Origin of the sequence: uncultured Tenacibaculum sp. (assembly GCF_947495995.1) — a bacterium.
Lineage (GTDB): Bacteria > Bacteroidota > Bacteroidia > Flavobacteriales > Flavobacteriaceae > Polaribacter.
The window spans coordinates 1-13,757 of the sequence record NZ_CANMAX010000005.1 but is presented as its reverse complement, the minus strand read 5'-3'; the positions used below and the strand labels follow the sequence as shown (position 1 = coordinate 13,757).

The 13,757-nt window shown below is 31.7% G+C and carries 10 protein-coding genes; 7 read left to right on the top strand and 3 right to left on the bottom strand.

Going from position 1 to position 13,757, the window contains the following annotated elements; genetic code table 11:
* Positions 1-196: 196 nt before the first annotated feature.
* Together Q1A15_RS13975 and Q1A15_RS13970 are read left to right on the top strand one after the other, a co-directional pair.
* The gene (locus Q1A15_RS13975; protein ID WP_299625078.1) at positions 197-898 is read left to right on the top strand and encodes a hypothetical protein; all 702 of its coding nucleotides are present in this window, start codon (positions 197-199) and stop codon (positions 896-898) included.
* Complete coding sequence (locus tag Q1A15_RS13970) at positions 888-2,264, top strand: S8/S53 family peptidase (protein WP_299625075.1); 1,377 nt, start codon at positions 888-890, stop codon at positions 2,262-2,264. The genes Q1A15_RS13975 and Q1A15_RS13970 overlap by 11 nt, the downstream gene beginning before the upstream one ends.
* A gap of 53 nt (positions 2,265-2,317) precedes the next feature.
* Here the strand turns inward: Q1A15_RS13970 and dnaN are convergent, their stop codons facing one another.
* Together dnaN and Q1A15_RS13960 are read right to left on the bottom strand one after the other, a co-directional pair.
* Positions 2,318-3,436 (bottom strand): DNA polymerase III subunit beta, encoded by a 1,119-nt coding sequence (gene dnaN / locus Q1A15_RS13965; protein WP_299625072.1) that lies wholly within the window; start codon positions 3,434-3,436, stop codon positions 2,318-2,320.
* Positions 3,437-3,526: 90 nt separating this feature from the next.
* On the bottom strand, positions 3,527-4,465 hold the full coding sequence (locus Q1A15_RS13960; RefSeq protein ID WP_299625069.1) for a lipid A deacylase LpxR family protein: 939 nt from the start codon (positions 4,463-4,465) through the stop codon (positions 3,527-3,529).
* 72 nt (positions 4,466-4,537) lie between these two features.
* On the opposite strand from Q1A15_RS13960, the gene ppk2 (Q1A15_RS13955) reads away from it, so the two are divergent.
* Positions 4,538-5,395, top strand: a complete 858-nt coding sequence (gene ppk2, locus Q1A15_RS13955; RefSeq protein ID WP_299625066.1) for a polyphosphate kinase 2 — start codon at positions 4,538-4,540, stop codon at positions 5,393-5,395.
* A 6-nt stretch (positions 5,396-5,401) separates the two neighbouring features.
* Positions 5,402-6,205 carry a polyphosphate kinase 2 gene (ppk2, locus tag Q1A15_RS13950; protein WP_299625063.1) on the top strand — a complete coding sequence of 268 codons (804 nt, stop codon included), beginning with the start codon at positions 5,402-5,404 and terminating at the stop codon, positions 6,203-6,205.
* Positions 6,206-6,215: 10 nt separating this feature from the next.
* Here ppk2 (Q1A15_RS13950) and Q1A15_RS13945 read toward each other — a convergent pair whose 3' ends face one another.
* Entirely contained in the window at positions 6,216-6,863 is a 648-nt protein-coding gene (locus Q1A15_RS13945) for a hypothetical protein (RefSeq protein WP_299625060.1), read from the bottom strand.
* 106 nt (positions 6,864-6,969) lie between these two features.
* Here Q1A15_RS13945 and Q1A15_RS13940 point away from each other — a divergent pair, with 106 nt between their 5' ends.
* From Q1A15_RS13940 to Q1A15_RS13930, 3 genes are all read left to right on the top strand, one after another.
* Positions 6,970-7,515: a Smr/MutS family protein gene (locus Q1A15_RS13940; protein ID WP_299625057.1), complete on the top strand. Its 546-nt coding sequence runs from the start codon at positions 6,970-6,972 to the stop codon at positions 7,513-7,515.
* Between the two features lie 30 nt (positions 7,516-7,545).
* A complete protein-coding gene (locus Q1A15_RS13935; protein ID WP_299625054.1) occupies positions 7,546-8,679 on the top strand; it encodes a cysteine desulfurase family protein in 1,134 nt (377 codons plus the stop codon).
* A gap of 519 nt (positions 8,680-9,198) precedes the next feature.
* Positions 9,199-13,757: thrombospondin type 3 repeat-containing protein (locus tag Q1A15_RS13930; protein ID WP_299625051.1), on the top strand; the 4,559-nt coding region annotated here is incomplete at its 3' end.

Sequence of the window (13,757 nt, the reverse complement as noted above, 5' to 3'; positions counted from 1 at the left end):
CCTGTTTTTAAAAATACTACAATAAAGTTTAGTTTGTTGTTTATTAGTGTGTTACTACCTTTTTGTGTAGCGTTTGAAACGAGATTGGTATTTACTTTTGAAGTGTAAATAACGCCTAAGGCCAAGGGTTTAGACCAAAGTCAATTAATGTCTTTAAAAGATGATTGAAAATCTAAAAACCAATAAAATTTAAACGATGAAAAAAATTAAAACTTTAAAAGCAGCATTCCTTTTTGTAGCTATCGCAGCTATGCCATTTTTAAACTCATGTTCAGATGAGTCTAACATGCCAGAGATAGAAGATCAAGAAAATTCTATTTTAGGAAAATTTACAAAAGAAGTAACAGTGTACGATGCTGCTAAAGCAAATTCAGTTACTTTAGAAATCGGATCAAACGATCCTTCAGTTCTTGATTTATGGACTGATGAAAACTTCAATTTAAATTTATTATCTAAAACAGAAGATGTTACTGAATTAAGTTCAGGAGAAGAAGGTGTAGATGCTAAAGATGATAGTAATGAAGATGTAAGCGCAGAGATTTCATATAGAATAGTAAGAAAAAATATTGTTGATACTAACAAAAGATTAATCTTAACAGAAAATCCTCCTTACAGCAGTGATGTTAGAGGTTGGAAATATTCAACTTATTACAGTGAAGCTATAGATGGTAATACAGTGACTGTAAATATTTTTGGACACAATTTCTGGAAAAGAGGTTATTACAGTGTTAGTTACAAGAAAACTTCTTCAAGCGGATGGAGTACAATCGCTGGTGAGTGGACTAGAATCAAGAAGAACGAAACTAAGTCTTTCACAAGAACTCCATGTTATCACATGAAAGCTAGAAGAAAGTATAAAGGGTCTAATAATTCAGTTACTATTGAGTTTGAGTACTAGGAATCAACAATGTGTAAAACCAAGAGTAAAGTTACTCTTGGTTTTTTTTGCTTTTATAAGTAGTCTATTACCAATTTTTTCTCAAAATTTTAAAGAGGTTAAGTATGCTGAAGCTTTACAATTAGTAGAGAAAACTGAAAAACCTAAAAAAGCACCAGTTATTGCAATTATAGATTCACCAATGCAATTGGGTTTGTTTGATGAAAGTTTCATTTGGAAGAATAAAAATGAAATAGAAGGTAATGGGATAGATGACGATTTGAATGGTTATATAGATGATGTTTTGGGATGGAATTTCTCAGAGCATTCTAATGATATTACCAATAGAAATTTGGGTAATTGGCACGGAACTCCAGTCTTTAGTTTGATAAAAAACTTTTTAGTTGATAAACGACAAAACCCAAGATTAGTGAAATTAATGGGATTGGTTAAAGGTAACTCTGTAGTTCAGATAAAAGAATCTTTAGCTTATATACTTCAAATGAGGAAAAGGTATAATGAAACTAATGGTAAAGAAGGAGCTTTTATTGTAGCAGTAAATTGTTCTTGGGGAAAAGATGGATTGTGGAATTATGAAAATGAAGATTGGTGTAATTATTACGATGCATTAGGTAAAGAAGGAGTTTTGGTAATTTCATCTGTTCCCAATGAAGACATAGATGTAGATATAGAAGGTGATATGCCGTCTACTTGCCAAAGTGATTTTCTAATAACCGTTACCAATACAATGAAAAATAGTTCACAATTAGAATATGCAGCTTATGGAGAGCAATCTGTTGATATTGGAGCGCCAGGTGAACGAAGTTTTACATTACTGAACTCAGGAGATTTTGGTTTTTTTGATGGTACTTCTGCAGCAGTACCTTATGTAACCAGTACTATTGGTTTAATGTATCAGATGTTTTTTGAGAGTTTTGATTTTGATATACAGCAAAATCCGGAAAAAACAGCATTGTTAATCAAAGATTTCATTTTACAAGGAAGTGATAAACTTGATTATTTACAATACAAAACTACATCTGGAGGAAGTTTAAATATGTATAGAAGTCTCAAGTTATTGTTCGATTATTATAATAATGAAAATAAATCAGATGATGTTTCTTTAGATTTAATATCACTATATCCTAATCCATCAAGTAATTATATGAATATATTAATTGAGTCCAGTGTGTCAGAAGAAGCAACTTTAAAAATTTTTGATGTAAGCGGAAGAAAAGTAGTAGTAGAAGAGTTTAATTTGAAACCAGGAATTCATTCTTTTGAATTTAATGATATAATTACTAAACTTAGTAGTAATATATATATGATTACTGTTCAAACAGAATCAGGACGATTTTCTAAGAAAACAAAGTTTGTAAAAAAATAAAAAGAGATTAGAACAAGTCTAATCTCTTTTTGTTATATGAATTCTTTTGTGAATTATCCGTTTAACATCACTGGCATAACTAACATAGTTACATGTTCACCTTCGTCAGTACCATCGATAGGAGTTAAAATTCCTGCTCTGTTTGGTAAACTCATTTCTAATTGAACATCGTTAGCGTTTAAGTTATTTAGCATTTCGCTTAAGAAACGTGAGTTAAAACCAATTTGCATATCATCACCTTGGTAATCACAGTTTAAACGCTCATCAGCTTTGTTAGCGTAATCTAAATCTTCAGCAGAAATGTTTAATTCAGTTCCTGCCATTTTTAATCTAATCTGATGCGTAGTTTTACTAGAGAAAATAGAAACACGTTTAACAGAGTTTAAGAAAGAAGCTCTGTCAACAGTTAATTTATTTGGATTTTCTTTAGGAATTACAGCTTCGTAATTAGGATATTTTCCATCAATTAAACGACAAACTAAAACCACATTTTCAAAAGTAAATTTAGCATTAGTATCGTTATATTCGATAGTAACATTTTCTTCAGAACCTCCTAAAATACCTTTTAAAATATTTAATGGTTTTTTAGGCATAATGAATTCAGCAGACTTATCAGCAGAAACATCAGTTCTTGTATATTTTACTAGTTTATGAGCATCTGTAGCAACAAATGTTAATTCTTTAGAGTTAAACTGGAAAAATACACCACTCATTACAGGTCTTAAGTCATCGTTTCCGGCAGCAAAAATAGTTTTAGAAATAGCTGTAGATAAAACGTGTGATGGTACTTCTGTACTACTTGGTGAAGGTAATTCTATAGCTTTAGGAAATTCTTCTCCATCATAAAAAGCCATATCATATTTACCTTGTTCAGAACTAATCTCAATTGTATTTTCTCCTTCAGTTTTAAAAGTTAAAGGTTGATCAGGAAAAGTTTTTAAAGTATCTAATAATAAACGAGCATTGATAGCAATAGCTCCAGTATCTGTACTTTCAACATTTACAATGGCACTCATTGTAGTTTCTAAATCAGAAGCAGAAGCTTTTAATTGATTTTCTGAAAGCTCAAATAAAAAGTTATCTAAAATTGGTAATGTGTTGTTACTGTTAATTACACCACCTAAAATTTGTAGTTGTTTTAGTAAATGTGAACTAGATACAATAAATTTCATTGTTTTTTTCTAAAGAATTTGATGTACAAAGATATTCTATTCAAGTTATATTTAAAATTAATTTATTAACACTTTTAATAGCATTGTTGATTAATTAAACCCATAATTCACCGAAATACTTCCGTAGAAATTACCATTGGGTACGTTTACACTCTTTAATTTCTTGGAATGATGGATTATAGCATATTTAAAATTGAATCTATTTGCGGTAAACTTAAAGCCAAATTCAGTTGTGAAAACTATAGGCTTAAGTTCATAGGTTACTATATTATTGTCATTTAAAAAGCTTCCTTGTATGGTAGCGTCATAAATAGCATATCTAACAGAAGGATTTACATAGAAAAACACTTCTGTTTCGTTGTTAAAATTGCTGAATTCGTTGTTCAAGTTACTGTCAAAAGCAATACTGTTAGCAATATCTTGCAGAGGTTTAATTCCAATTCTAGAAATAAAACCTGTGGAAATATCTGTAAAAACTGTTCCAAAATTCAGACTACTGTTCCAATTTAAATCTATGTATTTAGAAGAAGCAATTTGCTTAGAATATTCTGCGTTTAAGTTAAGAGCGAATGCATCTTGTATTTGGTATCTCCATCCAGTTGCAGGTTCAAAACCATAAATATCATGTACGAAATTCATAGATTCTTCACCGAAAGCAGACGGACCTATAACCCCAATATCTCCATTAAGTTTTAAAAAAGATTTGTTTTTAAAGAAATATCCAATCCCAAATCTTCCGTATAAATAACCAGCAAAAGGTCTATCGTGTTCATCTAAAAAACTAACGTTAGCTTTAAAAGGTGAGTATAGTTTTTGTGCGAGTTGAAAGTTGTATATTTTCTTAATTACTTCTTTGGGTTCTTTCGAACTTAAGTAAGAATAGGTTAAAAAAGCACCATTAGTGTAGTATCTATCTTGATAGAAAGATATGTAAAGGTCGTTATCGTTTACAAAGCTAAATTGTTTCGAATATTTCCTTTGACTATAGCAATTAATTACGATAAAGAATAATAAAATTAATTTTTTCACTAGACGAAAATAACAAAAAAACATATAGTATTCTAATGTAGAATTTATAATTTAGTACAAGATTTATTTTACATGAAAAATAAGAGAGATATAAAAGCTGAAGATTTTCTTCGATTTAAGAGCAATGATGACTTATTGACTTTTATTGAGGAGAATAACTTTTCATTTAAGTCTGTTGAAAGAGAATTAGAGTACAGTAAAGAGTTAAAAAGTCTTCAAATTGAATTGGTAAAACTGCAACAATGGGTTGCTAAAAATAATAAAAGAGTCGCTATAATTTTTGAAGGAAGAGATGCTGCTGGAAAAGGAGGAAATATTAGAAGGTTTATGGAGCATTTAAATCCGCGTTCTTCTCGTTTGGTAGCATTAAATAAACCTACTGAAGTTGAAAGAGGTCAGTGGTATTTTCAGCGATATATAAAAGAATTACCAAACCCAGGAGAAATAGTTTTTTTCGATCGAAGTTGGTATAATAGAGCAGTTGTAGAACCGGTAATGGGGTTTTGTACAGATGCGCAATACAGAAAGTTCTTAGTTCAAGTACCTGAATTTGAACATATGCTATACGAAGATGGTATAACTGTAATTAAGTTTTGGTTGTCAATCACGAAGAAAGAACAACTAAGACGATTTGAAGCCAGAATGGATAATCCATTAAAACACTGGAAATTTAGTCCGGTAGATAAAAAAGGACAAGAGTTGTGGGATAGATACACATATTATAAAGGCGAAATGTTTAGCAACACGCATACAACATATTGTCCGTGGACTATCATAAAAACAAACAGTAAAAAAACAGCTAGATTAGAAGCAATGCGTCATGTTTTATCAAAGTTTGATTACGATGGAAAAGAAGATGCAGTTACATATTTGAATCCAGATCCAAATGTAGTAATGAGATATTACAGATCTGTAATACAAAATGATTAAAAGTATATGGAAAATAAGAAGAGAGGTCAAACAAATTTATCTGAAGATGATGCTAAAAAGTTAAACTCTAAAGAAGGGCTTTTAGCAATTTTATCCAGAGATCCATATAATATAGATAAAGCTTTACGTTACGTAAATTATTTAGAAAAATTAGAAGAGCTTCAAGTAGAGTTAATTCGATTGCAAACTTGGGCGATACAAAATAATGAGCGTATTATAATTCTTTTTGAAGGAAGAGATGCTGCTGGAAAAGGTGGTGCGATTCGAAGAATTACAGAGAGGATTAATCCTCGTTTTATGCGAATTGTCGCGTTACCAAAACCAACAGAAGAAGAACAAACGCAATGGTATTTTCAGCGTTATGTTGAGCAATTACCAAAGGCAGGTGAATTAGTTTTGTTTGATAGAAGTTGGTATAACAGAGCTGTGGTTGAACCTGTGAATGGATTTTGTACTGAAGAGGAGTATAAAGTATTTATGAAACAAGTTAATGGTTTCGAAAAAATGATTCTTCAGTCTGGAATCCGCTTGGTGAAAATCTATATGTCAATCTCTAAAAAAGAACAACAGAAACGTTTTGATGAGATAAAAAAAGATCCTTTAAAACAATGGAAAATGACTCCTGTTGATGAACGCGCACAAGATTTATGGGATGATTATACTGAGTATAAAAAGAAAATGTTTAAGAAAACAAATACAGAGTTATCTCCATGGAAAATCATAAAAGCAAACAGAAAAACAGATGCCAGAATTGAATGTATCGAGCATGTGTTAGATAGTATACCCTACGATAAAAACACGGAGATTTAAGCAGTTTTTTTTATATAGATTGCTCAGAAGTTAATCGTTGTACTTCTTCAAAAACTAAATATAGTTCACCAGCAATTTTTTTGCTGGTTTCTAAATATTTTTCGTTTTGATTATCTGTGTTGTCTGCTACTTTTGGATCAGTATAAGGTAGGTGAAATCTTCCTAAAGCATCAGGTATAAATGGGCAATTCTCATCAGCGTGATCACAAGTTGTAATTGCGATATACGGATAATCATTGTCTTCATTATCGAACAATTTAGAAAAACCTTTAATTGATTCTTTCGAACCTTTAAATGAAATTAAATATAAAGGATTTTGGTGTGAGAAATCTTCAACACTAAAATCAAAGCTTGTTTTCTGTAGACATTTCACAGTATTTCTGTGAAAAGCTGTTGTTTCTGTACCACCAGAATAAGCAAAGATATTGTTAAGTTTAAAGTAATCAATTGCATAAAAAGCCCAAACTTGCGCCATTTGACTTCTTCTTGAGTTATGAGTACATATAAAATTTAAGTTAATTTTGTCTCGATCTTCTAGTTCGTCAACTATCTTATCGGCAATTGAATACAATAAATCTTTCCTTTCTTCTGAAACATTTGAATTTTTTCCTGCATCTTCAAAAAAAACTTTAGTTTCGAAATTAGTGGTTTTTATCATTAGTTTAATGGTGTTAAAAGGGGACTTTAAGTGTATTTTTGCACTATACTTTCTGTTGCAAAAGTAAGAAAGAGCTAGAGATCTTGTTTTTAAGTAAAAGTTAATTATGTGTTTAGAAATTGGTAATAAAGTAGCTGTCTTAGACGATGTTATTAAAGGTGTGGTAGTGAGAATTACTGGTGAAGATGTATGGGTGAAAACTGATGATGAAATGGAAATAGTCTTTAAAAAAACTGAACTTGTAAAAATAGGAGTAGAGCAAATTGAGATTTCTAAACGTACAAGAATAGATGGAAATTTTTTAAAGAAAAAAGAAGTAGATTCTTTTAAAAAGAAAAAGAGTTCTTTTATTAAAGATAGAAATGAGGTTGTCATGGAGGTAGATTTGCATATTGAAAAATTAGTAAAATCTAAAAGAGGAATGGATAATTACGATATTCTATCTATTCAAATGGATGTAGCTAAAAGAAAAGTTGAATACTGTATTCAAAAAAAGATTTCTAAAATTATATTCATTCACGGTGTTGGTGAAGGAGTTTTAAAATCTGAATTGCATTACCTATTAAATAGATATCCGGTAAAATTTTATGATGCTTCTTATCAAAAATATGGGTTAGGAGCTACAGAGGTTTATGTGTTTCAGAATCATTAAAGTGGTATTTTTGCAATAAATAATTTCATTATGAAAAAAGTGTATTTTGATAATGCGGCAACTACTCCTATGTTAAAAGAAGTGGTGGATGTTATGGCTAAATCTATGATGGAGAACTATGGGAATCCATCTTCAATTCATGAATCTGGAAGAAAAGCAAAAGTTGCAATTGAAACATCTAGGAAGAATATTGCCAAAATGTTGAATGTTTCTTCTAATGAAATTGTTTTTACTTCTGGTGGAACAGAGGCTAATAACTTGGTGTTGTCTAATGCAGTCAAGTTTTTAGGGGTAAAGCGAGTGATTACTTCAAGAATAGAGCATCATGCGGTCTTAGATGTGTTGTTAGAGTTACAAAAAGATTATGATTTTCAGTTAGAATACGTTAAGCTTAATGATAAAGGTGAAGTTGATTTGAGTAATTTGAAAGATTTATTATCACTTTCTGATGATAAAACTTTAGTTAGTTTAATGTGGGTGAATAATGAGATTGGAAATATTTTATCAGTAAAAGAAGTAGGTGGTGTTTGTAAAGAAAATAATGCTCTATTTCATACAGATGCAGTTCAGGCTGTTGGGCATTTTGATATCGATTTAAGTAAATTTAATGTTGATTTTCTAGTAGCTAGTGCTCATAAGTTTCACGGACCTAAAGGTGTTGGTTTTTTGTATGTTAAAAATGATATAGCGATTAAACCGATTCTTTTTGGTGGAGGACAGGAAAAAGGAAAAAGATCAGGAACCGAAAATGTACATGCTATCTTAGGAATGAGTAAAGCATTAGAATATGCTTGCGAAAATCTTGATAAAGATTTAGAATATATTTTGAATTTGAAAAAGTATTTTATAAAGTCGTTAAAATCAAATTTCCCAGAAATTAGTTTTAATGGTTTGTCTAATGATATTGAAAAATCTTCACATACTATATTAAATGTAAGATTTCCTAAAGAAGTAAAAATGATTTTATTCAATCTAGATTTGAATGGGGTTTTTGCTTCAGGTGGAAGTGCATGTCAAAGTGGTGCGTCAAAAAAATCTCATGTGCTTATTGATATTTTAAACGAAAGTGAAATAGAAGAATCTTCTGTTCGTTTTTCATTTAGTAAGTTTTCTACCTTAGAAGAAATAGATTTTGTAATTGAAAAAATAAAAAAAATCATTTAAGTCTTCTCTAATTGGTTTTTGTTTTTTGTTTAATGTGATTTATTGTGTCTTTAGAAAAAGTCTCTTAAAAGTGATTATATGAAGTTGTCTAAATAGTTTTTTGTTATCGGTGTTTGTTGTTGTATTGTTTTTTGTTATTTTATTGATTTGTTTTGAAAATATCTATAAAAGTCAAAAACTATGATTTATCCATAAATGGAAAGAGACTGCGGTTAATTTTTTTATAGATTTTATTCTTTTTTCACAAAATTGTGACTTTTTTTTAAAAAAAGTATCTTAAAAATAGGATACGAGTATGAAAAAAATATATATTTGTATTCAAATATGTTCCCCCCACCGCTATCAAGTTATTTAACTTATAGTCAGGGTCTTTGTAATGTAAAGTATCGTTTAGGAGGAATATATTTTGTCTTCTCCATACCCCTTGTATTTTATAAACAAGATTCTCACTGTTTTTACATATTTGATAGCTATTAATGAATATAGTTAAGTAAGTTTTCAAAATAGAAAGTTATCAAAATGAGAAACTTTTACCGTGTCAAATCCCCAAAAGCAATAATTGCTATTGTTTTTTTTCTTGTTACCCTAAATTCAGCCTTTGCTCAAGGAGTTGAGTCAAATTGGTGGAATGGAAGAGGTTATCTAATGGACTTTAGAACTAGTCCGCCAACAATTTCTTGTGGTTTAACATCTGGAGGTGCTTTCGAAGCAACCGCAACTTGGAGTGATCCACTCACAGGTGACTTAATCTTCTACGTAGATGATGGAGATGTTTATGATAATACAGGAACTGTAATTACTAATGGTTCTGGGTTATTAACTAACGGAACAAGAACACAAATGGCTACGGTTATGCCAGTTCCAGGTACCAATGCAAGGCAAGTATATGTTTTACACGGTAACGGAAGTGATGAATTAAGAGCTGGAACAGGATATTATTCTATAGTAGATGTAGATGCAATGTCTGTAACTACCAAAAATGTTCAATTTGTTACAGGAGCTTCTGAGGCAATCTTTGGTACCAATAACGGTGATCGTTGTGGTGGTTGGGTAGCTGTAATTGCTAATGATAATGCAAGTTGTACAACGAATTGTGCGGCTTCTATCAAACTTTGGGAGATAAATGATGGAAGTTTGATGTCTCCAACTAGAGCAGATAATCCAGATGTAGAATTTTCTTTACCTGCGGCTTTACCAAGAAGGGGAGAACGTGCATCTATACGATTTTCACAACAAAATGATAGAGTAGCAATAGCTGTAGAAGGTGGATTTGGAACTGCAAACGGTGGGATTTGGTATGCAGATTTTAATCCAACAACTGGTTCTGTAGGAACTTGGACAAAAGTTCCATTAACTACAACTCAAGATACTTTTACAGGATATAGTTTAGAATTTTCACCTGATGGCTCAAGATTATTTTTTGGTCATAGTAACTTAACTTTTGATAATCAGTTTATTGGTTGGCAAAGTGCATTAACTGTACACGTTTTAGGACAAAATTTTTCTACAGGATTAACAGGTAATGCTGTAGCTGGTATTCAACTAGGACCGGATGATAATTTATACCTTTCAGTTAATAATGGTACTACTTTATTTTATTTAAGTAATCCAAATACGGTTAGTTCAACTACAGCAGCAAATTTCCAGTCAATAGATTTTAGTGCTTGTGGTAGCACTCAAGGGTTTAACTTTTCACAGCAAGTTGTCTTTTTTAATACTTGTGTACAAGATCAGGATGGAGATGGAATAATAGATGAATCAGATAATTGTCCAGAAACGCCTAACCCAGGTCAAGAAGACGCTGATGGTGATGGTATTGGAGATGTTTGTGATTTAGATGATGATAATGACGGGATTTTAGATACAGAAGAATCTAATTGTACACCTGTTGCAGTTGCTTCGTCAGCTGAAGTGGACTCAGATTCAGGAGGTAATGTCTCTAATGGTGATCATGGGTTAATAAACAATAACAATTTTTCCAATGACTCAGGGTTGGTGCTAAATGGTGTTAATGAATATATTATAGTTGATTTATCAGGAACAGCTACTAACCAAGAAATTCCTTTAGGTACTACAATAAGTATTTATGTTTGGGAAAACAATACAAGTAATAGAAGGCTTCGTGTAGCTCAGTTACCAAATGCAACAGCAGATTTAGGGAACGGTATTAATGAGTTTTTTATAAATGATGAAGATGTTTCAGGTGTAACTCAATTAGATTATACACTAACTGCTGATACTGAATTTATCCAAATAGAAATGGATCAAAGAAGTGGAGGTAGATTTGAGATAATAGAAATAGTTGTTGGAGCTCATCAAATATGTACAGATATAGATACAGATAACGATGGTTCTATAGATAGATTAGATTTAGATTCTGATGGAGACGGATGTTTTGATGCTCTTGAAGGAGGAGATAATATTTTAATTGCTCAAGTAAATAGTTCTAGTGGTCAACTTAATGGAGGGCAAGATACTAATGGTATTCCAACTGTTGTTAGTTCTGGTCAAGCTCTAGGAACTTCTAGAGATTTTAGCTCAAGAGATCCACAATGTGATGATGATCAAGATGGTGTACCAAATGTTAATGATGTTTGTAATGGTTTTAACGATGCTGATGATATTGATTCCGATGGTGTGCCAGATAGATGTGATACAGATAATGATAATGATGGTATTACAGATGTAAATGAAGAATTAAATTGTGCGTCAGGTGCTTTAAATGTTGGAACGACCGGAAACTTCTTAACAGCAGGTCAAATTAATAATATATATGCACATGATGGTGTAAATGTAGATTTAACAACTAGTTTAACCAATGCTAATTTAACTCAGTTACAAGTTCAAGATGTAACTACATTAAGAGTGCAAGGTAATAGTGCAGATGATGGTGCAGGAGATACAGTCGTTTATACATTTACTTTTAGTGAACCAGTAACTAACGTTAATTTTAGATGGACAGGTATAGATCAAGGTGATAAAGTAACATTTAATTCTTCAGGACCTTCTGGAGCAAATAGTGTTTTCTTAAATGATTTTGGTAGTCCAGTTTCAAATCAAATTAGTACTGATTATAATGGTAGCTCTGTTGGAGATCCTAATATTTCAGGTGTATTATTTGAAATAGAAAATAATGGTTCAAATTCTCCAACAATCACTTCATATATAAATGGAGGAGATGCAAATCAAAGTTATACAGATGTTTCAATCAATGGAGTAGTTTCTTCTTTCCAAGTAATTACAAGAAAAGAACGACAAGATGGAAATGTAGCAAACAATGGTTCTGTTACTTTTACATTTACAGATTTTGAATATTGTACTTTTAATGATGTAGATAATGACAATATTCCTAGTCATCTTGACACAGATTCAGATGGAGATAATTGTTTAGATGTTGTGGAATCTGGAGGGACAGATACTAGTCCTGCAGATGGAATTTTAGATGGAACAGGTTTTTCTTCTAATGGTAGAGTTACAGGAGGAACAGGAGGATACAACGGTTTATCTGCAAGTGGAGGAGAATTTATTGCAGTTCAAACTACTGTAGACGCTACTGCTCTAGTAGATCAAATTATTGCAACTGGTGTTGGAACAATATTTACAGTAACTTCAGTTACAGCTTCAAGTGCAACAAGTTATACTTCTGGAACTCCGAATTATGGAACGGCAGGAAATGCAAATGCAGATGTAGTTTATCAGTGGTACATTGGAGATCCAAGTTCAGGAGGTACAGCTATTGCAGCATCAAATACAAATTATAGTGGAGAAAATACAGGCACATTAACAGTTGTAAATGTAACAGGATTAAATAATACAGAATACTTTTTAGTAGTTTCTCATAATAGTAATAGTTGTATTAATATAGTAAATAGTGCAACCCTATTTGTTGATACTACAGATACCGATAATGATGGAATTGGTGATATAGCTGATTTAGATGATGATAATGATGGTATTTTAGATACAGCAGAATTAGCTGCATGTGCGGGAAGTATTTCTTACGAATATTACGATGGAACACCAGCAGGTTTAACTGTTGATAATATTCCTACGATTAATCCAGATGCTTCAGGTACTTTTACTTCATTCGATGTAGATGCTATTATTGCTTCTATATTCGAAGACAATAACTCTTATGGTTTAAGATTTAAAGGGTATTTAAATATTACAACACCAGGAAATTATAATTTTTATACAACATCTGATGATGGATCAAAATTATTTATCAATGGAAATGAAATAGTAGATAATGATGGTGATCACCCAGCGATTACAGCTACAGGTAGTTATTATTTATCAGTTGGTTTACATGAGGTTGAAGTTTTGTTTTATGAAAATGGAGGTTTAGAATCTTTAGATGTAGATTATGAGTTACCAGGTACTATATCTAGACAAGATTTACCTTTTGGAAGTCTTTTCTGTAATTTAGATACAGATGGAGACGGAACTCCAAATCATTTAGATTTAGATTCAGATGATGACGGATGTCCAGATGCAATCGAAGCAGATGAAAATGTAACTCCAGCTCAATTATCAAGCGATAGAATTTCAGGAAGTGTTAATACTAATGGAGTTCCAAATTTAGTTAATAATGGAGGAACAGCAGATATTGGAGGAGACCAAGGTCAAGGAACAACATCTAATGTAACTACATCAAATGCTCCAGATGCTGGAACATTAAGTGGAGGACCTTTAGTATGTACTTCTTCTACAGTAACAATTTCAACAACAGGAGATTCTGGAGGAAGTTGGAGTAGTTCAAATACTTCTATAGCTACAGTGAGTTCATCAGGAGTAGTAACAGGAGTTGCAGCAGGTTCTGTAACAATAACCTATACAGTAGCTTCACCTGGAGGTTGTGGAGATGATAGTTCTACAATTAATATAACTGTAAATGAAACTCCAGTAAGTCCAACGGCAAGTGTTACGGTACAACCTACCTGTACAGTACCAACAGGAACTATTGATATTACAGCACCAAGTTTAGGAAGCAATGAAGTCTATGAGGTAACAGGAACAAGTCCAGTAGTTGCGGCAGTGACAAATACAAGCGGAGACTTTAGTTCATTAAGTCCAGG